We start from the raw sequence: 25,204 nt of genomic DNA, 5'->3' as shown, positions 1-25,204 counted from the left end.
CTGAACAATTGTTCTGATTTGGGCATTTCTCTACTTTCCTAAGAGATAGTTCCTACAGGAAAGCTAGGCCGGGTCACGAGACGCCGGCACCCTGATGCGTTTTGCTCAGGACCACCTATCGTTATAGCTTTCCGTGTGTAAGGAAGCTCACGATATGCTGCGAACACTACCCACCAGTGCTTCAGGCCGGTTGCGCCTGCTCGTTGGGGCCGCCTTATGCAGCCAATTGCTGACGCCCAGCCTTGCCTTCGCCGACCCAGCCTATGACGCGCTGATTATCCAGGCGCGTAACGGCAACTTCACTCCCGCGCTGACCCAATTGCGCCAACTGCCGCCTGAACGCCAGACACCTGGCCAGATCAGCGATCACCTGGTGATTGCCGGTTGGGCAGGGCAAGACGCCGAAGTGTTGAAGGTCTACGAGGCCCAAGGCAAAAATCGCAACCTCACCACCCAGGCGCTGGCCACGGTGGCGCGCACTTATCGCAACCAAAAGCAGTGGCCGCAGGCTCTGGCGGTTTACCAGCAAGCGCTGGTGCGTGAACCGGGCAATGTCGACCTGCAGCTGGGCCAGGCGCTGACCCAGGCCGACGGCGGCCAGGCCACGACGGCCGTGCAGCGCTTGCGCGCACTGGTGGCGGCGCAACCCAATGACCCCAACCGCCGCATGGCCCTGGGTTATGCGCTGACCCGCGCAGGCTTGAACTACGACGCCTTGTTCGAGTTCGACCAAGCCTTTACTCGCGCCGGTGACAAGCCTGAAGTGGTCCGCGAATACATCGTCGCCCTGCAAAAGGCCCGCCTGCCGGAGCCGGCGCTGCGCCTGTCGGCCAAACATCCGGGCCTGCTCGACGCGGTGACCCAGCGCCGCCTCGAAGGTGACCTCGCCGCCGAGCGCGTGCGGATGGCCGAGTTCGCCACCCGCACCGAAAAAGAACGCTACGTGGTTGCCGACCGCGCCCTCAATGACTACGACAAACTGCTCGCGCGCTGGACCCCGGACCCAAGTGCCCATGATGATGTGGTGCGCTGGCGCATCGACCGCCTGGGTGCCCTCAAGGCGCGGGCACGCACCGCCGATGTGATCCGCGACTACGAAACCCTCAAGAGCGAAGGCGTGCAATTGCCGACCTATGCCCTGCGTTGGGTCGCCGCGTCTTACCTCGACCAGCGCTTGCCGGAAAAAGCCGAGCCGTTGTACCGCGAGGTGATCAGCGCTGCCGATGCCGAACCCGATGATCGGGTCGAAGACACCACGGCCTTGTTCTACACCTTGCAGGAAAGCGACAAAGGCGCCGACGCGCGCGAAGTCGCCAACAGCCTCGCCACCAGCCAGAAACCTCGAGTCGAACTCAAGGGCTTGCCCATTGGTAACCCCAACGACGCCTGGATGGACGCGCAACAGCTGTCGGCCCAGGCCGGCGTCTACGGCGGTGACCTGCCGGGCAGCGAAGCCGGCCTGGACGCGTTGGTGGCCAAAGCTCCCGGCAATGTCGGCTTGCGCCTGGCCCAGGCCGACATGTACCGCGCCCGCGACCTGCCACGCCGCGCCGAGGGCATCCTCAAGGAAACCGAAGCCCAGACCCCGCGGGATATCGGCCTGGAAGTCAGCCAGGCCTACACTGCCATGGACCTGCAGGAATGGCGGCAAATGGACGTGCTCACCGATGACGTGCTGGCCCGCAACCCGGACAGCCGCCAAGTGCAGCGCCTGAGCCGTCTGCGGGATGTACACGACATGGCCGAGCTGCGCGTGGAGGCCTACACCGGAAAAAGCTACGGCGGCGGCAATAACAACAACGCCGGCGCAGTGGCCGGCAGCCGTGACTGGGGCATCGAAAGCGTGCTCTACACGCCGCCTATCGATGAAGACTGGCGCCTGTTCGCCGGTGCCGGCTACGCCACCGCCGATTTCAGTGAAGGCACCGGCCAACACCGTTGGCAGCGCGTCGGTGTGGAGCGTCGCACCCGCGACATGACCCTGGAAGCCGAAGTGTCCAACCACTCCTACGGCTATGGCTCCAAGCAGGGTGCGGCCGTGTCGATTGCCCGCGACATCAACGACAACTGGCAGTACGGCGGCAGCCTCGGCTACCTGCTGACTACCACGCCGCTGCGAGCGTTGAATGCCGATGTCACCGCCAACGGCGGCAGTGGCTTTATTCGCTGGCGCGCGAATGAAAGCCGCGAGTGGAAACTGGCCCTGAGCCCGTCCCACTTCAGCGATGGCAACAACCGCTTCGAAGCCGTACTGACTGGCCGCGAGGGCGTCTACAGCGCGCCCGGCGTGCAGGTAGACCTGGGCCTGGAAGTCGGCACCAGCCACAACACCAAAGAAGACACGGTGTACTTCAACCCCAAATCCGACTTCACCGTGTTGCCCACGGTCACGGTCAATCATGTGCTCTATCACCGCTACGAGACTCAGTGGAGTCAGCAGTTCCAGCTCGGTGCAGGTACGTACAGCCAACGGGATTATTCCACCGGTGGCGTCGGTTTGATCGGCTATGGCCAACGTTTTCGCTGGAACGATGTACTGGACGTGGGCGCCAACCTGAGCCTGATCAGCCGACCTTATGACGGTGATCGCGAACGCGATCTGCGCTTGCTCGTCGACCTCACTTACCGTTTCTAAAAGAGCCTGACCATGACCGTCCTTTGCCGTTGCTTGTTGGTCCTGGGTGTAATGCTGGCCAGTGCCTGTGCCCAGCAACCCGCGCCTTTCACTCCACCCGCCGAGCGGCCGATACTGGCCAACGAAGCGCCGTGGCCGAAAAACCATTTCCTGGGCATCGCCTACCACGATGTCGAGGATCGCGACCCCGACCAGGCGGTGGTGGCGGTGCGCACCGAGCGTTTGATCGAACAACTGGCGTGGTTGCGCGAGAACGGCTACCAGGCGGTCAGCGTCGACCAGATCCTGGCGGCACGCAACGGCGGCCCCGAGTTGCCGCCCAAAGCCATCATGCTCAGTTTCGATGACGGCTATTCCAGCTTCTACACCCGCGTGATGCCGATTCTGCGTGCCTATCACTGGCCAGCCTTGCTGGCGCCGGTGGGGTATTGGATCGATACGCCGCTCAATCAACCGGTCGACTTCGCCGGCTCGCCGCGCCCGCGTGGGGAATTCCTCACCTGGCAGCAGATTCGTGAAGTGTCGCAGTCGGGCCTGGTGGAAATCGCCGCGCACACCGACAACAACCACAAAGGGATTTTGGCCAACCCCCAGGGCAACCTGGAGCCGGCGGCGACCAGCCTGCGCTTTGACCCGGCCACCGGGCGTTATGAAGACCAAGCCAAATTCGATGCGCGCATGCGGGCTGATGTCGCGGCGATCACTAACAAGATCCGCAGCGTGACCGGCAAGGCGCCTCGGGTGTGGGTGTGGCCTTACGGCGCCGCCAAAGGCACCTCGCTGGCGATTGTCGGCGAGCAGGGCTACCAGATGGCGCTGACCCTGGAAGACGGCCTCGACAGCCTCGGCAACCTGATGAACAGCCCGCGCTTCCTGGTGGCTTCGGACCCGGACGGCGAGCATTTCGCCAATAGCATGGTGGCCGTGCAAACCCAGGCACCGCTGCGGGTGCTGCACGTGGACCTCGACAACGTTTACGACCCCGACCCGGCCCAACAAGCGCGCAACCTCGACCAGCTTGTACAACGTGTGGTGGACATGGGCGCGGGCACTGTATTCCTGCAAGCCTTCGCCGACCCCAAAGGCGACGGCCTGGTGCACTCGCTGTACTTCCCTAACCGCCACTTGCCGGTGCGCGCCGACCTGTTCAACCGCGTCTCCTGGCAGTTGCACACCCGTGCCCACGCGGCTGTGTATGCCTGGATGCCGGTGCTGAGTTTCGCCCTCGACCCCAAGCTGCCGCGTGTGACCCGCTGGGACCCGCAAACCGGCCAGGTCGGCACCGACCCGGACCAATACAAACGCTTGTCGCCGTTCGACCCGCAGGTGCGCAAGATCATCGGCGAGATCTATGAAGACCTGGCGCGCAACAATGCCATCGACGGTGTGCTGTACCACGACGACGCCGTGCTTTCCGACTTCGAAGACGCCAGCCCCGCTGCGCTCAAGGCTTATGCCGCCAACGGCCTGCCGGGCAGCATTGCCGCGCTGCGTGCAGACCCTGCAGTGATGCAACGCTGGACGCGCTTCAAGAGCCGCTACCTGATCGACTTCACCAACGAGCTGACCGCCAAGGTTCGCGCCATCGGTGGTCCACAAGTGGCGACCGCACGCAATATCTTTGCCGAGCCGATGCTCAACCCGGCCAGCGAAGCCTGGTTCGCGCAGAACCTCGACGACTTCCTCCAGGCCTACGACTGGACTGCGCCCATGGCCATGCCATTGATGGAAGGCCAGGAGCTGAAAACCTCCAACGCCTGGCTGGAAAAACTCGTCGCCACGGTCAAGGCGCGCCCCGGCGCGCTGGAAAAAACCGTGTTCGAGCTGCAAGCCAAAGACTGGCGGACCAAAGAAGCGCCGGATATCAATGGCGCGCAGATGGCCGAATGGATGGGCGTGCTCAAACGCCAGGGGGTCAAGAGCTTTGGCTACTACCCGGATAACTTCCTGGAAAATTCGCCGGACCTGAAGACAGTTCGTCCGGCCCTTTCCAACCAGTGGAACCCTTGATCATGTTCGACAGAATCCTGGCTTTATTCGTGTTGGCGTTGGTGTTGGGTGTGCCCCTGGGCCTGATCTTCCTGGTCACCGGGCAGTTCCTGATGGACTTCGTGTTTTTCTACCCGCTGTTCATGTCGGCGCTGTGGATCGCCGGCGGGCTGTACTTCTGGCTGCACTGGGAGCGGCATTGGCCGTGGAAGGAAGACACGCCGGCGCCGACCCTGGCCGGCAACCCGCTGATCTCGATCATCATCCCTTGCTACAACGAGGGCGATAACGCCGCCGACACCATTCATGCGGCCCTGAACCAGCTGTACCCGAATATCGAAGTCATCGCCGTCAACGACGGTTCCAAAGACAACACCGCTGCCGTGCTCGACGCCCTGGCCTTGCAACACCCACGCCTGCGTGTGCTGCACCTGGCGCAAAACCAGGGCAAGGCCGTGGCCTTGCGCATGGGCGCCGTGGCGGCGCGCAGTGAGTACCTGGTGTGCATCGACGGCGATGCCTTGCTCGACAAAAACGCAGCGGCCTACATGGTCGCGCCGATGCTCGACAACCCGCGCCTGGGCGCCGTGACCGGCAACCCACGCATCCGCACGCGTTCAACCTTGATCGGCCGCGTGCAGGTGGGCGAGTTCTCCTCGATTATCGGCTTGATCAAGCGTACCCAGCGCGTGTTCGGGCGGATCTTCACGGTGTCGGGTGTGGTGGTGGCGTTTCGCAAGAAGGCGCTGGACCGCATCGACTACTGGTCCACCGACATGATCACCGAAGACATCGACGTGAGTTGGAAGCTGCAACTGGACCACTGGGCGATCTTCTACGAGCCTCGTGCCCTGTGCTGGATCCTCATGCCCGAAACCGTAGGCGGCCTGTGGAAACAGCGCCTGCGTTGGGCCCAGGGCGGCGCCGAGGTGCTGTTCAAGAACATCCGAGGCATCTGGCAATGGCGCCATCGCTACCTGTGGCCACTGCTGTTCGAGTACTGCCTGTCCACCGGCTGGGCCTTCACCTTCCTGCTCTCGGTGATCTTCTGGGGCGTGGGCAAGTTCGTGGTACTGCCGCAGGCGATTGCCGTGGATTCCCTGGTGCCACCGGCCTTTACCGGGCTGGTGCTGGCGATGGTGTGCCTGCTGCAGTTCGCGGTGAGTATCCTGATCGACCGGCGCTATGAAAAGGACCTGTGGAAAACCCTGTTCTGGACCGTGTGGTACCCGATGGTGTTCTGGCTGGTCAGCCTGCTCACCACCCTGGTCAGCTTTCCCAAGGTGCTGTTCAACCAGCACCAGAAACGCGCGCGCTGGGTCAGCCCGGACCGCGGCATCAAACCCAGTGAAGAGGAGGCGTGACCATGAAGCTGGTCAGAACTCGCCAAAACACCGTGATGTGGATCATCGACGTGCTGCTGACGCTGCTGGCGTGGGGCGGCCTGATCTGGCTGCTCGCGCGTGGTATCGGCGCCATGCTGGAAACCCACGGCGGCCCACGTATTGAGGCGCCGATTTTCGCCGCGCTCAACACCTTGCAGATCTACCTGTGGATCGCCTTGTTCAACGCGGTGATCCTGATCAGTTGGGCGCGCTATCAGCAACGCCGTGGGCGCAAGTTCGCCCAGCGCCGCGCCGAAGCCAATGCGCTGAGCGACAAAAACCTGAGTGAGAGTTTCAATTTGGGCGACGGCCACCTGGAGCAGTTTCGCAAGCCGGGCGTGCTGGTGATCCACAACGACGAAGACGGCGGTGTCGAGGATGTGAAGTCCCACGTCTCCCGCGACGTGGAGCGCCCCGGCCTGACCCTGGTGCCCGGCGCGGAAAAAGGCAAAGACGCCGGCTAGAAATTCCGAAAGACACCAAAGACCCCTGTGGGAGCTGGCTTGCCTGCGATAGCGGTGGGCCAGCAACCAATCAATACCTGACACGCCGCCATCGCAGGCAAGCCAGCTCCCACATTCCATCTGCGTCGCTTGGAATTCCGATAAATGGGATCCAATTCACAAAAACACCGCGAACTTTTCGCTATTCCCCTGCACTAACCTAACTCGGCAAGTAGTTGATGGCTAAATAATGGCATTTGCTAAATTGTTTGCCGAATTAATATCAAAAGAGTTGCCGCTGGTCGGAATAAAACTTCTAACGGCCGCCATTATCTCTTTGTGATAACTCTTTATTGTTAACAATCAATGTGTTGCGGATGTAATAAGCACGAATGTGCAACTGTCCCGGTTTCTTGGGCCAGCGCTAGTTCGATGGTAGTTTGCCGCCCCTTGATTTTCGATGGATCGAACATGTCTTTTTTATCGCCACGGACTCGGTACTTGCTGTGCACTTTCATGCTCGCCTGCCTGAGCCTGAATACGGCCACCGCCGCCCCCACGCCTGGGGATCAAGACCTGATCCGCGATCGGCAGAACCGCCTGCTGGAAGAGCAAAGCCGGCGCCTGCAAGAGCTTCAGGACCTGCCCGGCAATGAAGCCAAGCCACAGGCACCGGCTACGCCTGCCGACACCCGCTGCTTCCCGATCAAAGACATCGAACTCAAAGGCGCCGACAGCCTGCCTGCCGGCGACCGCACGCTGCTGCTCAAACCCTATGTAGGCCAATGCCTGGGCGTCTCGCAGCTCAATGAGCTGCTCAAGGTCATCACCGACTATTACATCGCCAAAGGCCGCGTCACCAGCCGCGCCTACTTGCCGCAACAAGACCTCTCCAGTGGCCATCTGCAGGTGTTGGTGGTCGAAGGCAAACTCGAAGCGGTGCGCAGCGCCGAAGGCAGCAACGTCACCGAGCGTGAACTGGCCATGGCGTTTCCCGGCAAGGTCGGTGAGGCGCTGAACCTGCGCGAGGTCGAGCAACTGGTGGACCAGCTCAACCGGTTGCCGTCCAAACAGGCGCAAATGGAGCTGACGCCCGGCAAGCAAGTGGGCGGCAGCGACGTGGTGGTCAAGAACACCCCGCAAAAGCCCTGGCGCGCTAGCCTGTCGCGCAACAACGACGGGCAACGCAGCACCGGCGAGCAGCAATGGGGCGCGGGCCTGGAGTGGGACAGCCCGCTGGGCCTGGCTGACCAACTGGTGCTGCGCGGTGGCCACGACGCCATCAGCGACCACCAGAAAACCTCGAAAAACACCCTGCTCTATTACAACGTGCCGTGGGGCTGGTGGAACTTCACCTACACCTACAGCGAGAGCGATTACCGCGCGCTGGGTTACACCGACACCTTCAAGTTCAAGCAGTCGGGCGACAGCCAGAACCACCAACTGCGCGCAGAGCGCGTGATTCACCGCGATGACGTAAGCAAAACCTCGGTCAACGTGGGTGTGGCTCACCTGCGCACCAACAACTACGTCAACGACGCCCAGCTCGAAATCAGCAGCAACCGCCTCAGTGAGTTGCAGTTTGGTATCAACCACGGCCGGCGCATCGGCAATGCTTTCGTCAACATCGACCTCGGCGTACAGAACGGCATCGGCGCCTTTGACGCCCAGCGTGACGACCAGCACCGCGATCAGTTTGGCAACCTCACGCCCACCCCGGATTACCGTAAATACACTGCCACGGTCAGCTATTTGCAGCCGTTTCGCCTGTGGGGCGAGTCGTTCAGTTTCACCAGCCTGGCCACCGGTCAACGCAGTGAAGACGTGCTGTTCTCGCCGCAGCGCATCAGCCTCGGCGGCTCGTCGTCGGTGCGCGGTTTGAAGGACCAGCAACTGTCCGGCGACAGCGGCGGCTACTGGCGCAACGAAGTGCGCTGGGCGCGCCCGGTCACCCTGGAATGGCTGCGCCCGGCCTTCGCCGAATACGGCACCAGCCTCGGTTACGACCAGGGCGTGATCCGCAACGACCGTTACAACGGTGACAACCACGGCCGCGTTTCAAGCAACTCCGTGGAACTGTTCGCCCGTGGCAAATACGTCAGCACCAGCGTGACGTTTGCCCACTCGTTAGAAAGACCTGGAGTGGTGACCGAGCGTGAAGCGCCGATCTACTTCCGCATGGATTTCTTCCTGTAATTCAACGCCCCGCTGCAACGAGAATTTGACCATGGATGTTCGCCACTTTGCCTTTCTGGCCCGCCAACCTTCTGCTGCCTTGAAGCGCCACGACGCGTTCTTCGGCCTGCCCAAGCGCGGCCTGGTGCTGATCCTGGTCAACGCGCTGTTCTGGCAGCCGTTGCTGGCCCAGGCCGAAGGCATTGTGGTGAGCAACCCGGCCACCAGCGTCGGCCAGGCCGGCAATGGCGTGCCGGTGGTGAACATCGCCACCCCCAATGGCAGTGGCTTGTCCCACAACCAGTTCAAGGACTACAACGTCGGCCCCAACGGCGTGATCCTCAACAACGCCACTGGCGCGCTGCAGAACACCCAACTGGGCGGTTACATCGTCGGCAACCCCAACCTCAAGGGCGGCGCGGCCAACGTTATCCTCAACGAAGTCAACGGCGGCAGCCCGAGCCAGCTGCGTGGTTACACCGAAGTAGCGGGGCAGTCGGCCAAAGTCATCGTCGCCAACCCTTACGGCATCACGTGCAGCGGCTGCGGGTTTATCAACACGCCCAACGTGACCCTGACCACCGGCAAACCGGTGATGGACAACGTCGGTCGTCTGGACCATTACCAGGTGGACGGCGGCGCCGTGACGATCGACGGCGAAGGCCTGAACGCCAGCAACGTCGACCGCTTCGAAATCATCACCCGCTCGGCCAAGATCAACGCGCAAATCAACGCCCGTGAACTGGCCGTGGTCGCCGGGCGCAACGACGTCGACGCCAAAAGCCTGAAAGCCACCGCCCGTGCCGACGACGGCAGCACCAAACCCGAGCTGGCCATCGACTCCAGCGCCTTGGGCGGCATGTACGCCGGCGCAATCAAACTGGTGGGCACCGAAGCCGGTGTGGGTGTGAAGCTCGACGGCACGCTGGCGGCCAGTGGTGGTGATATCCAGCTCGATGCCAATGGGCATTTGAGCATGGCGCAAACCGCCGCCAGCGGCGCGGTCAACATCAACGCCGCAAGCCTGGACGCCAAAGGGCCGGTGTATGCCGGTACAGCCCTTAACGTGAACACCCAGGGCGACCTCACTAACCGCCAGAGCCTGGCCGCCCGTGACCGCATTGCGCTGTCCAGCGGCGGCACGCTGACCAATGGCGACATCATCGAAGCCGGCGTCAACGCCGACAACACTCGCAACGCCACAGGCGATGTGAGCCTGCGCGGCAAGGCCGTCACCAACACCGGCGCCAGTGTGATTGCCAGCCGCGCGTTGAGCGTGGATGCCCAAGCGTTGAACAACCAGGGCGGCACACTGGGTGCCAAACAACACACCCAAATTACCGCTGCCACAGTCGATAACCAGAACAAAGGCCGCATTCTCAGCAACGGCGGCCTGGCCATCACCGCTGATCGCCTGCAGAACACCCAAGGTGGGTTGGTCACCAGCAACGGGCCGCTGACCGTCGTCGTCGGTGAGCTGCATAACCAGGGCGGTGAGCTCTCAAGCCTCGACACTGCAGCGCTGACGGTCGCGACCCTCGATAACGTCGCAGGCCTGATCACGGCGGGCAATGCGCTCAGCCTCAACGTCGGCAGCCTCAACAACCAAGCCGGGTTGGTCACCAGCCAAGGCACGGTGAGCGTGGCCGGTAATAGCCTCGACAACCGCCAAAAAGGCTTGGTCGCAGGCGTGGGTGGTGTGCAGGTCAATGTCGCCAACATCGACAATCGTAACGGCGAGCTGTCCAGCCGTGCGGGCGTTGTGGTGACCGCTACGCAACTGGATAACAGCGACGGCGGGCTGCTGATTGCTGGCGCCGGTGCAGGTTTGAATGTCGACCAACTGCTTAACCGCAACCAGGGTTTGATCAGCAGCGAAGGGCTGCTGAGCATCACCGCGCGCACGCTGGCCAACGGCGGCGGCACGCTCTCCAGCGCCGGGCCGCTGACCCTCAGCGCACTCGGCGCGGTGGACAACCGAGGCGGGCGGCTGGTCACCGATGGCAGCCTGATACTCAACGCCGCAAGCGTCGACAACAGCCAGAACGGCACCCTGAGTGCGCGCCAGGCCCTGTCCCTTGGCACTGCCGACCTCAACAACCAGCAAGGCGGCCAGATCACCAGCGCCGAGGCGCTGACGCTGGACCTGCACCGTGGCGAGTTCAATAACCAGGGCGGGCTGATCAACGCGCCGCTGTTGATGCTCAACAACCTCAAGAACGTGCATAACCAGGGCGGCGAAATCTCCGGCAGCCAGGCGTTCACACTCACCGCCGACAACCTCGACAACAGCAGCGGCAAACTGCTGAGCAACGCCGCGCTGACCCTGCGCATCGGCCAGGCCCTGGCCAACGTCAAAGGCATGATTGCCGCCGCCTCGGTTGACGCCCACGCCACCGACCTCGACAACAGCGGCGGCACCCTCACCAGCCGTGGCGACACGCTGCTCAACGTGGCTGGCCGCCTCACCAACCGCGACCAGGGCCTGCTCAACGCGAGCAATACGCTGACGCTCAACAGCGCCGCGCTGGACAACCAGAACGGCTCGCTGCTGGGCAGCGCGATTGCCCTGGACTTCGGCACCGCCACCGGCGACCTGAACAACGCGGGTGGCCTGATCACCACCGCTGGCAACCTCTCCATCAACCACCTGCGTGACCTCAGCAACCAGGGAGGCGAACTCTCCAGCGCGCAAACTCTGAACCTCAGCGGCCGCACGTTGAACAACAGCAACGGCAAACTGATCAGCAATAACCTGCTGGTGCTCAATGCCGAAAACCTGATCAACCAGAATGGCCTGATGTCCGGCTGGCAGGGTTTGACGGTCAGCGGCGCGAACCTGGACAACCGCAACGGCGGCACCTTGTCCAGCCGTTACGGCGACCTTAATGCCACGCTGACCGCCAGCCTGCTCAACAGCGCAGGCGGGGCACTGGTGAGCCAGAAAGCGCTGACCGTTAATGCCGGCGAACTGGATAACAGCAACAAAGGCGTACTCTCCAGCGCGGCCGGGCAGACGCTTACCGTCGGCGGCTTGCTGAACAACGCCCAGGGCGGCGTGATCGACAGCGGCGCGGCCCTGAGCCTGACTACGCAAAACCTGGACAACAGCGCCGGCAGCATCAGTGGCGGCACCGCCACCACCCTTGACCTGCTCGCGACCCTGACCAACACCAGCGGCAAACTGGCCAGCGGCGGCCCGCTGCTGATCAGCCGCGCAGCGCAGATCAACAACCAGGGCGGCCAGATCGCCAGCCAAGGTTTGTTGACCCTGCTGACTGTCGGCCTGGATAACCGCAACCGTGGCACCCTGGCCGCCAACGACCGCTTGAGCCTCACCGCCAGCGGCCTGGTACAGAACGGCAACGACGGCTTGATCTACAGCCAGAACGCCGACCTCCTGCTCACCGCCAGCCGCTTGGACAATGGCAAAGGCACCGTGCAAAGCCAGGGTGGCATGACCGCCAACGTGGCCGACACGCTGGATAACCAGAGCGGCAAACTGATCGCCCAGGCCGGTGACCTGAATATCAACGCGGCCAGCCTCGACAACCGTGGCGGCACCCTCGCCAGCCTCAAGGCCGCACTGCAAACCCAAGTGGTCGGCGTGCTGCGCAACGGTTACGACCTCAACAACAACCGCCAGGGCGGCGTGATGCAGGGGCAAAGCCTCAACCTGCAAGCCGGCAGCATGGACAACTATGGCGGGCGCATCGCGGCGCAGGGCGGCAACGCACTGGTCACCACCGGCAACTTCGACAACCGCAACGGCGGGCTGTATGCCAAAGGCCTGATGCGCGTGGTCGGGCATGACTTCGATAACAGCGGCGACAACGACGGCCAGATCGCCGGCCAACAGATCGACCTGGACCTCAGCGGCGCACTCAACAACCGCCTGGGCATCATCGAAAGCGAAAGCACCCTCAAGGTGCGCGCGGCCAGCCTCGATAACCAGACCGGGCGCCTGCGTGCGCTGGGCACGGCGGGCACCACCGAATTCGCCATCGGCGGTCTGTTCGACAACCGCAACGGCGTGCTGGAAACCGCCAACAACGACCTGACCCTCAACGCCGGCAGCTTCCAGAACCTGGGCGGCAACGTACTGCACGTGGGCACCGGCAACTTCGGCATTGCCCCGGCCAACCTCAACGACGTGGGCGGCAGCCTGGTCACCCGTGGCGACCTGACCATCACCCAGGGCAACTGGACCAACAGCAGCGTGATCCAGGCCGGGCAACTCACCGTTAACGTCGACAGCCTCGACCAGACCGCCACCGGCCAACTGCTCGGCGCGCGACGCTTTATCGGCAATGGCGCCAACTGGACCACCCACGGCCTGATCGCCAGCGACGGCGCGCTCGACCTGACCTTGAGCGGCGCCCTCAACAGCAGCGGGCGCATCAGCAGCCTGGGCAACCTCAACCTCAATGCCGCACAAGCCAGCCTGAGCGACACGGCCAGCATTGCCGGCGGCGGCGTCACCACCGCCAACATCGCCGGCACGCTCAACAACCGCGGGCGCCTCACCGCCGCTACCGACCTGGTGGTCAACGCCGGCACACTCAACAACTACGCGACCCTGGGCAGCGGCCAGCGACTGGTCGCCACCACCGGCGCCTTGCTCAATGACCACGGCCTGATCTTCAGCGGCGGCGACATGAGCCTGCGTGTGGACGCGTTGAACAACAGCTACGCCGACGTCTACAGCCTGGGCAACCTCAGCGTCGACCGCGACGGCAAGGGCGGCCTGGCAAGCAGCATCCTCAACAGCTCATCCACGATCCAGAGTGACGGCAACCTCAGCTTGTCCGCCAACTCGATCAAAAACGAACGGGCGGTACTCGACGTCAACGATGCGGGTGTCTACACAGCCTCGGCCACCCAAGGCACGTGCATCGAGTACGTCAACGCCGGTGACTGCCACGCCGGTGGCACACCGCGCAACTACGTGTGGGAACTGGTGACACGCGACAAACTGGAAGTGACCGCCGCCAGTGCCGGTTCGAGCATCACCTCGGGCGGTAACATGACCCTGGCGGGCGGCGACCTGCTCAACAGCAGCAGCTCGATCGCGGCCGGCGGTAACTTCACCGCGCGCCTGAACAACCTGGTCAACACCGGCATCGAAACCGGCGAGACCGAGACCTATCGTCTTTTCACGTCAAAGCGCACCAAGCACCCTGAAGGCTGGTTCAGTGCCGCCGCCGCACTCACCAACAAATACTGGTACAAAAGCGCCGGTTACAATCCCAATGACCTCGGCGGCCTTGAAGCTACCGTGGCCAACTTCATCGGCATGATGGAGATCGAGCGCACCCAGTTCGGCAAAGTCACCAAAATCGCCAGCGATGACCAACGTTACGCCGCCGTGATTCAGGCAGGCGGCGCGGTAGACGTCAAAGCGCAAGCCGGCATCGACAACAGCGTGGTACGCCTGGGCTATAGCTACATCGGCGCAGGTGCCAAAACCACCACCGACGCCACCGGTGCCAGTGGCGCAGCCGGTTACTCCACCCGCGTGACCCTCAACCAGCAACTGCCGCCGGACCTGGCCCAACAGCAGATCAACCCGCTGAGCCTGCCCGGCTTCACCTTGCCCACCGGCCAGGGCGGGCTGTTCCGCCTCAGTGGCCAGAGCGCCAGCGCGCCTGCCAGCACCGGCCCGCAAGGCTGGACCTTGGGCGGCGGCAGCGTCGACCGCACGCCGGTGACCGGCCCGGTCGTGCCCGGCAGCGGCACCTCGGCCGACGGCGTGGTGATTAACCGCGTGCAAGGCCTGCCAGACAGCCAGTTCGTCTCCAACCCACAGAAATACCTGATCGAAACCAACCCGCTGCTGACCAACCTCAGCCAGTTCTTAAGCTCCGATTACATGCTGTCCAAACTGGGCTACGACCCGGACCAGGCACAAAAGCGCCTGGGTGACGGCCTGTATGAACAGCGCCTGATCCAGCAAGCCGTGATCGCCCGTACCGGCCAGCGCTTCATCGATGGCCAGACCAGCGACACAGCGATGTTCAAGTACCTGATGGACAACGCCATCGGCACCAAACAGGCGCTAAACCTGGCCGTAGGCGTGAGCCTCACCGCCGAGCAAGTGGCGGCCCTGACCCACGACATCGTGTGGATGGAAAACGCCACCGTCGCCGGCCAGCAAGTGCTGGTGCCCGTGCTCTACCTGGCCCAGGCCAACAACCGCCTGGCGCCCAACGGCGCACTCATCACCGGCAGCGACCTGAACCTGGTCAGCGGCACCGACCTCAACAACGTCGGCACCCTGCGCGCCACCAACAACCTGGCGGCCAGCGCCGGGCGCAACATGGTCAACGGCGGCCTCGTGCAAGCGGGCAACCGCCTCGACCTGCTCGCCGGCAACACCCTCACCAACCGCGCCGGCGGCATCATCGCCGGGCGCGACGTCAGCGTGCGCGCGGTAAATGGCGATGTGCTCAACGAACGCACCGTCACCAGCCACCAGAGCAGCAGCGGCTACCGCACCGAGCGCACCGACTTCGTTGACAACGCTGCGCGCATCGAGGCCGCCAACAGCCTGACCCTGCAAGCCGGCCGCGACGTCAACAGCACCGGCGGCGCCTTCAAAAGCGGCGCCGACCTGGGCGTTCAAGCCGGGCGCGATGTAAACCTGGCCACCGCCGAACAACGCAACGCCAATGCCGTCAGCACCTACATGCGCAGCAGCAGCGCAAACCAGTACGGCACCGTGATCGAGGCCGGTCGCGACTTCCAGGTGGTGGCTGCGCGGGACATCAGCGCCATTGGCAGCCAGTTGAATGCCACGCGTGATCTGGCGCTGGTAGCCAAGGGCAATGTGAACCTGGCGTCGGCGGCGAATGAACAGCATTCGGCGTTTAATTCCAAGAAGGTCACCAGCCAGGAAGACCACGTTCAGCAAGTGGGCACCTCGCTGGTTGCCGGTGAGAACCTCTCCCTCAGTGCCGGCAACGACCTCGTGGTCAGCGCCAGCCGTGCGAGTGCCGGCAAGGAAGCCTACCTGTACGCAGGCAATGACCTGGCGCTGAACGCCGCGCAAGACAGCGACTACAGCTATTACCGCAAAACCAAAACCAGCAAAGGGTTGCTGTCCAGCAGCCAGAAAACGCGCATCGACAGCAGTAACCAGATCAGCCAGCAGGGCTCTTCCATCAGCGCTGATACCGTGGTCGTGCGTGCTGGCCGTGACATCGGCACTACCGCCAGCGACGTGGTTTCCACCAACGCCACCAGCCTGATTGCCGGTCGCAATGTGGTGATTGATGGGGCAACGGAAACCTTTGAACAAAGCCATTCGTCCTCGACCAAAAAATCGGGCTTGATGAGCAGCGGCGGCATCGGCGTGACGTTGGGCTCAAGCAGCAACCAGAACACCTTCACCAGCAGCACCGAAACCACCCGGGCCAGCAACATCGGCAGTGTGCTGGGCAGCGTGGATATTCAGGCTGGCAAAGACCTGACCATTCGCGGCTCTGACGTGGTTGCTGGTAAGGACATCAGCCTGGTTGGGCAAAATGTCAGCATCCTGGCTTCCGAGAACAACAACCGCAGCGAGCAGACCTCCAAAAGCAAAACCAGTGGTTTGACCCTGGCGTTGTCCGGCACCGTGGGTAGCGCGGTGGACTCCGCTTATAAGACCGCCAAGCAAGCCAAGAACGAGGACGACGGCCGCCTCTCGGCGCTGCAGGGTGTGAAGGCGGGTTTGACTGGCGTGCAAGCGTGGCAAGCGGCGCAGCAGAATGGCGGCATGACCGGCGCTAACGCGTCGCAATTTGTGGGGATCAGCATCTCCCTGGGTTCGCAAAAATCCGATTCCAAACAGACCCAGGAGCAGACACTCAGCCAGGGCAGCAGCCTGACGGCCGGCAACAACCTCACCATCGTGGCGGACGGCAACGGTACGCCTGGGGCCGCAGGTGACATCCATGTTCAAGGCAGCAAGCTTCAGGCCGGTAATGAGATGCGGCTGGCGGCGGAGCGCGATATTCGCCTGGAAGCTGCGGCGAATAACCAAAAACTTGATGGCAAAAATAGCAGCAGTGGTGGTGCGGTAGGTATCAGCCTAGGCGTGGGTTCCGAAGGCGGCGGCCTGAGCATTTTCGCCAATGCCAACAAAGGCACCGGTAACGAGAAGGGCACTGGCACCACCTGGACGGAAACAACCCTGGATGCGGGCAAACAGGTCAGCCTGATCAGCGGCCGAGACACCGCCCTGAAGGGCGCGCAGGTCAGCGCAGACAAAATTACCGCTACTGTGGGGCGCGACCTTACGCTGCAAAGTCTGCAAGACACCGATAACTACAAGTCCAAGCAGACGGATGTGAGTGGCGGCGTCAGCTTCGCCATCATCGGCACCGGCGGCAGTGCAAACCTGAGCATCAGTAAAAGCAAGATCGACTCCAAATACCAGAGTGTGCAGGAGCAAACCGGCCTGTTCGGCGGTAAGGGCGGCTACCAGATTGACGTAGGCAACCACACGCAACTCGATGGCAGCGTGATCGGCAGCACAGCCACGCCGGACAAAAACCGCCTGAGCACCGGCACGCTGGGATGGAGCGTTTTAAAGAACAAGGCTGAGTACACAAGCCAGTTGCAGAGCGCCAGTGTGAGCAGTGGCGCAAGCGGAGCGAACGCCTTCATCAGCAACCTGCCCTCCGGCAGCTTGATCGCGTTCAATCATGGCGACAGTGACAGCGGCACCACCTCATCGGCCATTTCCAACGGTACCCTCGACATCCGCGACCCTGCTAAACAGCAGCAGGACGTTGCAACGCTGAGCCACGATGTTGAACACGCCAACGGCAGCATCAGCCCGATCTTTGATAAGGAAAAAGAGCAGAAGCGCCTGCGGCAGGTGCAGTTGATTGCGGATATTGGTACTCAGGCAGTAGACATCGTTCGAACCCAAGGCCAGATCGATGCTGATAAAGAGGCGCGTGCTGAACTTGATAAGCGTGGCATCAAGGACCCTGGAAAAGATGCCAAAAAAGAGGACGTCGATGCCTACAAGAAACAACTGATTGCCACTGACGCTTATCAACGGATCATGGCGGACTACGGGGTCGGCGGCAATTACCCACGTGTAGCGCAGGCGGTGACAGCAGCATTGCAAGGGTTGGTGGGAGGCGATATCGGTTCCGCTATTGCGGGCGCGTCGGCGCCGTACATGGCGCAAGTCATCAGGAAAACCACCGGAGACAACGCTGTACTCAACACCATGGCGCATGCCGTATTGGGTGCGGTGGTGGCGCAGGCGCAAGGCAACTCTGCGGGAGCGGGGGCTGCGGGAGCGGCGACGGGTGAATTCATCGCCCATCAGTTGTATCCGGGCAGGAAGACAATCGAGTTGACGGAGGAGGAGAGAGAGACGGTTGTTGCACTTTCGGGTCTAGCAGCAGGGTTGGCTGGGGGGATTGCTGGTGGTGATCTGGGCGGTGCGGTTACTGGGGCAAAGGCGGGAAGCAATGCGGTGGAGAACAACTCCCTCAGTGATATTGCAGAAGCATTAGCCGCACATAAGACACTTGAGCAGCAGGCTGAAGACCGCGTCAAAGCAGAAAACCAACACTACAAGGAGCAAAACTGCGCTGGCATGAGTGAGCAAGCGTGCTCGGTCAAGATGTATACTCAGCGGCGTGAAGAGCTCAAAGATGCCCTGTCAGAAGGCGCAAATTTTGTACCAGTTGTCGGCACAGTTAAAAGCGTAGCGGAGGCTGAGAGTGCACTTGATTACCTTGAGGTAGCAGCATCACTTATTCCAGGTGAACGGATTATTTCCGGCACCTTGAAAATGGCACGCAAAGCTCTGAACAGGGGCGATATCAGCGAAGCATCGAAGCTGATTAGCAGCGCCAGTAATGAGATTCAGGGTGCAAAAACGATAGGAGAAATATCGCCCACCAGACCGCTGGCTTTACCTTCACCTGAGTTTAAGGTACCAAGTGAATATCGCCTGACTCGAAACGCAGATGGCACTGCCACCGTCGAAGGGCCCCGAGGTGGTTTGTACAACTCAACTGGGCGTTATACTGCCGATGGTAAGCCCGTGTACCGAGATAATAGTGGGGGATATGTCACGTTAGAGGGCGGAAGAACCAACGTTAGTGCACCAGTTAACTATGAGTCGATTCCGATACATCATATTTGTACTAATAAATGTACTTCTGGTGCGAATGGGCAGATCGCCTGGACAAAGGAGTATCAGCGCTTCTTTGATGGGGCAGATCTTAATATTAATCGAGCAACTGAAAATTTAGTTGCGGTGCCAGGGCATAGAGGGCCGCACCCCATAGAGTATCACCAGTATGTATATGGGAGTTTGGAACAGGCTACTCAAGGCTTAGCGCCTGGAACACCAGCCTATAAATCGGCTGTTACAAAGACGTTGGATGGAATTAAAAAGGAAGCAGTGATAGTGGGTAGTGAAGTTAATAAGTGGCTGACTAGGGATTGATATGAAATATTATTTGCTGCGTCAGGATCTTTCTATTTCCGAAAAGTGGGTGCTCGGCGATGTGAGGCATGTGGATAATTGGAACTTTAGTAATCCACCCCTTAATTTCATGGAGCCTGGCAGATATACGCTCGATGTCAGGTTCGACGGCGTTGAAATTGATTATTCTCTAGCGGGCTATGCGAGTGTTCCTGTTCTGAGTGAGAGAGCTCGAAATTCACTCATAGGTTTGTCTGAAGTCGATCAACCTTATCAAAATGTGGTCTTCGAGCCCGTTGATATCGAAGGGAAACACGTTTCGCAAAATTATTTTCTAATGATCATAGAAACACAAATAGATTGTGTAGATGAAGAGTCTTCAAGGTTTACAAAGTTTTCAGTGAATGATCCTGTGCGCCCAGACATGGCTGGTCAATACCGCGCGTTTTATAATTTGGCCATAGATGAGTCAAAAGTAGGTGCTTTTCATATTTTTAGGATTAAAAAATATTTGGGTGCGATTGTAGTGAGCGAAGATGTGAAACTTCGATTTGAGGCAGCAGGAGTGGTGGGGGCGGTATTTGAGTCGGTTAATGGCGATAAGGTTACTGTTGCATAAAGGGGAAATAGGGGGCAGACCACGGTTTTATTTTTTAGAGTTCAGCAGAGTTGCTCTTTAAAAACATGATTTATTTTTTGTAATTATTCCACTGTGTTGGCCTGTTGAAGAGCGGCTAAGCTGTAAGCTCTTATCCAGTTAAGGGTTTATATGGCTCGCCGTCCTAGGGCTTTACTGCCGGATATCCCGTTGCATATTATTCAACGGGGAAACAATCGGCCTGCGTGGTTTCACTCAGATGAAGACTATATTTTTTACATTGATACATTAGCCGTGCTTGCTGAATTGTATGGCTGTAAAGTTCACGCATTGTGCTTGATGACAAACCATGTTCACTTGTTGTTGACTCCCACCTGCTGCGCGGGGGCTGGCCTACTTATGAAGGGGCTGGGGCAGCGCTACGTTCAATATGTCAATCGAACATATCAACGAACGGGTACGTTGTGGGAAGGCCGTTTCCGCTCCTGTTTGGTTCAACAAGACAACTATGTTTTAGCTTGCTATCGATATATTGAAATGAACACGGTCAGAGCGGGTATGGTTGCTCATCCGGGCGACAACCGTTGGACCAGCTATAGGGCAAACGCACAGGGCGAGCTATCAGGCTTTATAAGCCCTCATACAGTTTATAGCGACTTAGGTAGCGGCGCCGCGCAACGAGCCGAAGCTTACCGGTCAATATTCATGGATCGGCTTTCACCTGAGTTGATAGAACAAATTCGCTCTTCTACAAACGGCAATTATGTTTTGGGCGATCAGAAGTTTGCGTCAGAGATTGCGCAGATATTAGGTAAAAGAGTTTCACCGAGTGTGTCAGGACGCCCGAAAAGTTGGGTGTTAAAAATTTAAGAATAGTGGTCTGACCCCTATTTCCACTAGGGGTAAAGTGGCTGAAAGCTTTGGCCTGAAACCGGGTGTGCCGTTAAAGGAGCGAGGGTATCCTAATGGCATTCCTATTGAACTTATGAAGTTCCCTGGTGCTAAGTAATGAAAGAAAAAGATGTGGTTTCAATCTTGAAGGAACTGGGATGGACTTGTAGCAAAGATGAAGTTGGTGATTATTTTTGCGTCACTGACGTCGGAGAGGCTCAGCTTCAGGTCATCCCATCTGTTGGTAAGCGCTCGGACCATTTCCGGGTTTCGCTTATGCCCTCCATCTCCTCAAAGGAATTCTCGGAGGCCGCTTCTTTTATAATGGGTGATGGCGGTAGTAATGCTCCGATCATAGTTAGTAATGAAGCTCCGGAGAAATTGTCTAGTTTTTCTGAAGATGATGTTATTAGGCTGTCTGAGAAGGCGTTGTCTTGGGCTCGCTCTCAGAGTATTGACGAGGGGTTGAGCGCTTATAGAGTGCTACCAACAGATGCTAAAGGTGCAATGCCAGTTCGCCATTTGGCGGCTCTAGCACTGGCTGGTGATACGGTACGTCTGGATGAATATAAACAGAGCTTTGGGAAGGGCGACAGGCTCGGATTTGTGCCTTACATTACCTCCGATATGATTGATAGAGCACTGATGATAGCTAAAAAAAATAAATAGAGGAAATAGTGGTCTGACCCTGAGGGATTCTGAAGATTGAGCCTGTGTATTCTGGTAAAAGTGTTCGGCCAGATAGCTTTAATGTGGAGTATTCAATAGGCGGTGCTCGTCCAAAAGAGATTGTATTTAAAAACTCACCGGGTGGAAATTGATGCGTAGTGATGATGATATCTACAATGACATTGGGAGCATTTTATTTCAGATTGCTCCCGATGGAGCATGTAAAATTATAATGCGTGCACAGCTCTCCCAAGAGCTAGATAGCTGTGAGTATGAGTATGACTACATTGATAAACAAGGTAACGTTGCCTGGTTCACGGCAGGCGGGCGAGCCAATACAGATATTTTAGCTCTTTTAACAGAGCTGCGTAGTTGGTATGTTGAGAATAAACTTACAGGAGGGCTGCCAGCGTGGAGTGGCTGTGAGGTGACCTTGGATTTAGTTGAAGTTAAAATTAGTATAGACTTTGTTTATCCTTGATAATTAAGCGGCGAGTTTGAAGGGAAATAGGGGGCAGACCCTGAGGGATCCCACGGCATTTGGACGCGCATATGCCAGGAGGATTTAGATATAATCCGGGCGGTCCTAGGTCAGCTCTCCCGGCATACCCTTCGAAAAAAGGAGCTGAGTAATGCATTCCATACCGCTAGAGCTTGCGAAGCAAAAGTTAATTTTTTACGCATGAAATAGGGGTCAGACCACGGTTTTGTTTTTTAGAGTTGAGCAGCATGAAATAGGGGTCAGACCACGGTTTTGTTTTTTAGAGTTGAGCAGAGTTGCTCTTTAAAAACATGATTTATTTTTTGTAATTATTCCACTCTGTTGGCCTGTTGAAGGGCGGCTAAGCTGTAAGCTCTTATCCAGTTAGGGGTTTATATGGCTCGCCGTCCTAGGGTTTTACTGCCGGATATCCCGTTGCATATTATTCAACGGGGAAACAATCGGTCTGCGTGTTTTTACTCAGATGAAGACTATATTTTTTACATTGATACATTAGCCATGCTTGCTGAATTTTATGGCTGTAAAGTTCACGCATTGTGCTTGATGACAAATCATGTTCATTTGTTGTTGACTCCCACCTGCTGCGCAGGGGCTGGGCTGCTTATGAAGGGGCTTGGGCAGCGCTACGTTCAATATGTCAATCGAACATATCAACGAACGGGTACGTTGTGGGAAGGCCGTTTCCGTTCATGTTTGGTTCAACAAGAAAACTATGTTTTAGCTTGCTATCGATATATCGAAATGAACCCGGTTAGAGCCGGTATGGTTATTCATCCGGGCGACTATCGCTGGACCAGCTATAGGGCAAACGCACAGGGCGAGCTGTCAGGCTTTATAAGCCCGCATGCGGCTTATAGCGAATTAGGTAGCGGCAGCGCGCAACGAGCCGAAGCTTACCGGTCTTTATTCAATGATCGACTTTCACCTGGGCTGATAGAACAAATCCGATCTTCTACAAACGGTAATTATGTTTTGGGCGATCAGAAGTTTGCGTCCGAGATCGCGCACGCATTAGGTAAAAGAGTTTCGCAGGGTGTGTCAGGACGCCCAAAAAAGTATGAGTTAAGAGAATAGAAGAATAGTGGTCTGACCCCTATTTTCCTCTACGGATTTGAATGCAAAAACATTGACAAAGCAGGCTAAAGAGTTTAATTCTTATCAGTCGGAGTATTGGAAGTTGCGGGCTCGGAGCGGGGAGTAATTAGGCGTGGATTATTCGAGAATCATTAATCTTATTAAAGAGTCGGATTTCGTTGAGTTTGCTGATTATGGTGACGGGATTGCTGATGAGTGGATTTATAAAGCTGAAGCTCGTATTGGGTTGAAGTTGCCTGATAGCTATAAATGGTGGCTGAAGTGTTATTCTGGCGGGGAAATATCTGGGGAGGAGATTTATAGTATCTACGAAATGGATTTTGATAGTGTAAGGGGGGGTGATATCGTTTATATGTCAATCGTTAACGGTCGAAATGGGTTGTGTGGGAAGGAGAGGCTATTTATCTGCGAACCGCCGGGTGCAGGGGAATCATTTTATTTTGCCACGGACGATGGTCTTAATGATGGGGAGTATCCTGTTTATAGGCTTGAACTTTCTGATAAAACTTCTAGTTTGTATGCGAAGAACTTTATCGATTTCTTAGAAAAAAGAATAATTTCTTTCAGTTGAATAATGATTCTGCGTTTAAAAAAAGGTTGAGAAAGGCTAGGTCCAAAAGCTACTGCTCCGAAAGTAACGGCGGAAGGTAAGATTGGTGGTCAGGCGTTCACTGATGTTAACCAGACGGCGAGGCCCGGCTCTCAAGCAAAAGCTGATCAGCCGACACTCATAGCTGATCGTGTAAATACAAAAATAGAGTCATCTAGTAAACCTTTGCCAAATGCAAATATGGCAACTGCACATGCTGAAGTTGGAGTTATACAGCAAGCTTATATTGCTGGAAAAAACCAAGGGGCGGCTATGACTCTCAAAGTTGAGGGGCAGGCTGTTTGCGGTTATTGGAAAAAGGGGACAGATTTATTTACTTTTTCGAGTGCTTTTTTACTTAAATAAATCTGTCCACTTTTCCGCCCTTTTCATTCGCGTCGAAGAGTTATTCGAGTATGGAACCAAAAAAAGCGGGGTTATGGTTGTGAGCAACTCAGCATCAATTATATCGGATGTGGCAATTGACGAAGACACTTTCGCTGATTTTCTCCACGCTGTAGGTGGAATCGTCAGCGCGGGTAAACGTAGTCGTGGAGTATTGAGCTGGGATGAGGCCACTTTGTATGTGTCATTACTTACCTCCGAAAAGCTCATAGGTTTTTATGATGCGCAAGATATTCTCGATTGGGAATCTTTGTTGGGTGCCACGCCGAGGACAATGATTGAAATACAGTTGGGACACTCAAAAGGGTCGATAGAGATGTATTTATGGTTGGCGTACGAGTTTGGTAAAAAATGGAATTGTGTTGTTGATGATGTTAATTCTATGACCATTAAGTACTCTGAAATCTGTGACAGGTATATAAGATCGAGCGTGAAATAGGGGCAGGCCATTTTCGGTTTGATGGTGTAAAGGAGTAGTGACAAGCCACCTTTAAGAAAGATATTGGGGTCAGACCACGTTTTTTGAATGAGCCGGCGCATATCGGTACGAGTTCCCATGACACGTGAGGTTCAGATGGCAGATTTAGCGGTAGTCGGATGGCGGTTGGTACAGGGGTTGTGCCTGCTGCTGATGTTCGTCAGTGCCAGCGTTTGTATGTTGGCGTGGCGCTCCTTCGACAGCTCCACCGCCGGCGCTTTCGGAGCGGCGCTGGGTGGTTTCCTGATGTGTGGCATTGGGCTGCTGTTCGCGTTTGTGTTCGAGCGCTTGCGCACGCCTCGGGCCACTGCGCGCTACATGGCGACGCGCGTGGGCGTGGTTCTGCTGCTGGCAGCGGGCGCGGTGTACTTGGCCGACACGGTATGGCTTGCGCCTGAGCGCGACGCGCTCGACGCGAATTTGGAAGGGGCGACCTGTGGCAAGTACACCGGCACCATCGTGAAAGGCTGGGAGCAGATTTGCGCCGGGAGGAAATAGGGGGCGATTGAAGGAGTAAAGGTTTTGGACGCGAGGCCGTAAAATGAATAACTATGAGAGTGCTGTACTGGTTCTTGAGGAGATGGCTACCTTGCTCGATATGGCGGGAATTCGGGGCTGGGCCGAAGGCCTGCGGCGAGTCGGTAGCTATAGTGAGTCTGAAGCGACTGTTTTATATAGTGCGGTACTAAGGATGTATGGTGGTTGTGGTTCTTTAAGCGATATTGTGCTTTATCACGATGGTAAACTTCTAAAGGCAAAGAATGACAGATTTGATGAGTTGCGCTCTAAGCTGTATCTAATTTGCCGTTGAGTAGAGAAAAGATAAAATAGGGGTCATTCATTTTTTAGAGTTTAGCTGAGTTATTCCTTAAAAATGTAATTTATTTTTTGAGAAGAATAGTGGTC

Annotated in this window: 16 protein-coding genes; all 16 read left to right on the top strand. The window is 57.9% G+C overall.

Features of this window, described 5'->3' with window-relative positions:
• The first annotated feature begins 154 nt into the window (after window positions 1-154).
• The 16 genes from pgaA (at window position 155) to AB4P96_RS00910 (ending at window position 25,109) form a co-directional block, all read left to right on the top strand.
• Window positions 155-2,635, top strand: a complete 2,481-nt coding sequence (gene pgaA / locus AB4P96_RS00985; protein WP_017136593.1) for a poly-beta-1,6 N-acetyl-D-glucosamine export porin PgaA — start codon at window positions 155-157, stop codon at window positions 2,633-2,635.
• A 12-nt stretch (window positions 2,636-2,647) separates the two neighbouring features.
• Window positions 2,648-4,645, top strand: a complete 1,998-nt coding sequence (gene pgaB / locus AB4P96_RS00980; RefSeq protein ID WP_017136592.1) for a poly-beta-1,6-N-acetyl-D-glucosamine N-deacetylase PgaB — start codon at window positions 2,648-2,650, stop codon at window positions 4,643-4,645.
• 2 nt (window positions 4,646-4,647) lie between these two features.
• Entirely contained in the window at window positions 4,648-5,988 is a 1,341-nt protein-coding gene (gene pgaC / locus AB4P96_RS00975; RefSeq protein ID WP_017136591.1) for a poly-beta-1,6-N-acetyl-D-glucosamine synthase, read from the top strand.
• 2 nt (window positions 5,989-5,990) lie between these two features.
• A complete protein-coding gene (gene pgaD / locus AB4P96_RS00970) occupies window positions 5,991-6,473 on the top strand; it encodes a poly-beta-1,6-N-acetyl-D-glucosamine biosynthesis protein PgaD (RefSeq protein WP_099549572.1) in 483 nt (160 codons plus the stop codon).
• 450 nt (window positions 6,474-6,923) lie between these two features.
• Entirely contained in the window at window positions 6,924-8,648 is a 1,725-nt protein-coding gene (locus tag AB4P96_RS00965) for a ShlB/FhaC/HecB family hemolysin secretion/activation protein (protein WP_395600430.1), read from the top strand.
• A 31-nt stretch (window positions 8,649-8,679) separates the two neighbouring features.
• Window positions 8,680-19,092 (top strand): hemagglutinin repeat-containing protein, encoded by a 10,413-nt coding sequence (locus tag AB4P96_RS00960; protein WP_395600429.1) that lies wholly within the window; start codon window positions 8,680-8,682, stop codon window positions 19,090-19,092.
• 1 nt (window position 19,093) lies between these two features.
• Complete coding sequence (locus tag AB4P96_RS00955) at window positions 19,094-19,690, top strand: imm11 family protein (protein WP_186617827.1); 597 nt, start codon at window positions 19,094-19,096, stop codon at window positions 19,688-19,690.
• 150 nt (window positions 19,691-19,840) lie between these two features.
• Window positions 19,841-20,539, top strand: a complete 699-nt coding sequence (locus AB4P96_RS00950) for a transposase (protein ID WP_186617829.1) — start codon at window positions 19,841-19,843, stop codon at window positions 20,537-20,539.
• Between the two features lie 138 nt (window positions 20,540-20,677).
• Entirely contained in the window at window positions 20,678-21,229 is a 552-nt protein-coding gene (locus AB4P96_RS00945) for a DUF6990 domain-containing protein (protein ID WP_186617831.1), read from the top strand.
• Between the two features lie 151 nt (window positions 21,230-21,380).
• A complete protein-coding gene (locus tag AB4P96_RS00940) occupies window positions 21,381-21,710 on the top strand; it encodes a hypothetical protein (protein WP_017135223.1) in 330 nt (109 codons plus the stop codon).
• Between the two features lie 396 nt (window positions 21,711-22,106).
• Entirely contained in the window at window positions 22,107-22,805 is a 699-nt protein-coding gene (locus AB4P96_RS00935) for a transposase (RefSeq protein ID WP_186617833.1), read from the top strand.
• Window positions 22,806-22,938: 133 nt separating this feature from the next.
• Window positions 22,939-23,397: an SMI1/KNR4 family protein gene (locus AB4P96_RS00930; protein ID WP_186617835.1), complete on the top strand. Its 459-nt coding sequence runs from the start codon at window positions 22,939-22,941 to the stop codon at window positions 23,395-23,397.
• A gap of 219 nt (window positions 23,398-23,616) precedes the next feature.
• On the top strand, window positions 23,617-23,781 hold the full coding sequence (locus AB4P96_RS00925; RefSeq protein WP_186617837.1) for a hypothetical protein: 165 nt from the start codon (window positions 23,617-23,619) through the stop codon (window positions 23,779-23,781).
• Between the two features lie 73 nt (window positions 23,782-23,854).
• Entirely contained in the window at window positions 23,855-24,259 is a 405-nt protein-coding gene (locus AB4P96_RS00920) for a hypothetical protein (protein WP_186617839.1), read from the top strand.
• 135 nt (window positions 24,260-24,394) lie between these two features.
• A complete protein-coding gene (locus AB4P96_RS00915; protein WP_236375501.1) occupies window positions 24,395-24,796 on the top strand; it encodes a hypothetical protein in 402 nt (133 codons plus the stop codon).
• A gap of 43 nt (window positions 24,797-24,839) precedes the next feature.
• Entirely contained in the window at window positions 24,840-25,109 is a 270-nt protein-coding gene (locus tag AB4P96_RS00910) for a DUF6966 domain-containing protein (protein WP_186617843.1), read from the top strand.
• Window positions 25,110-25,204 lie beyond the last annotated feature (95 nt).

Origin of the sequence: Pseudomonas sp. B19125 (assembly GCF_044218855.1) — a bacterium.
Classification (GTDB): domain Bacteria; phylum Pseudomonadota; class Gammaproteobacteria; order Pseudomonadales; family Pseudomonadaceae; genus Aquipseudomonas; species Aquipseudomonas edaphica.
This window is presented reverse-complemented; position numbering and strand designations above follow the sequence as displayed.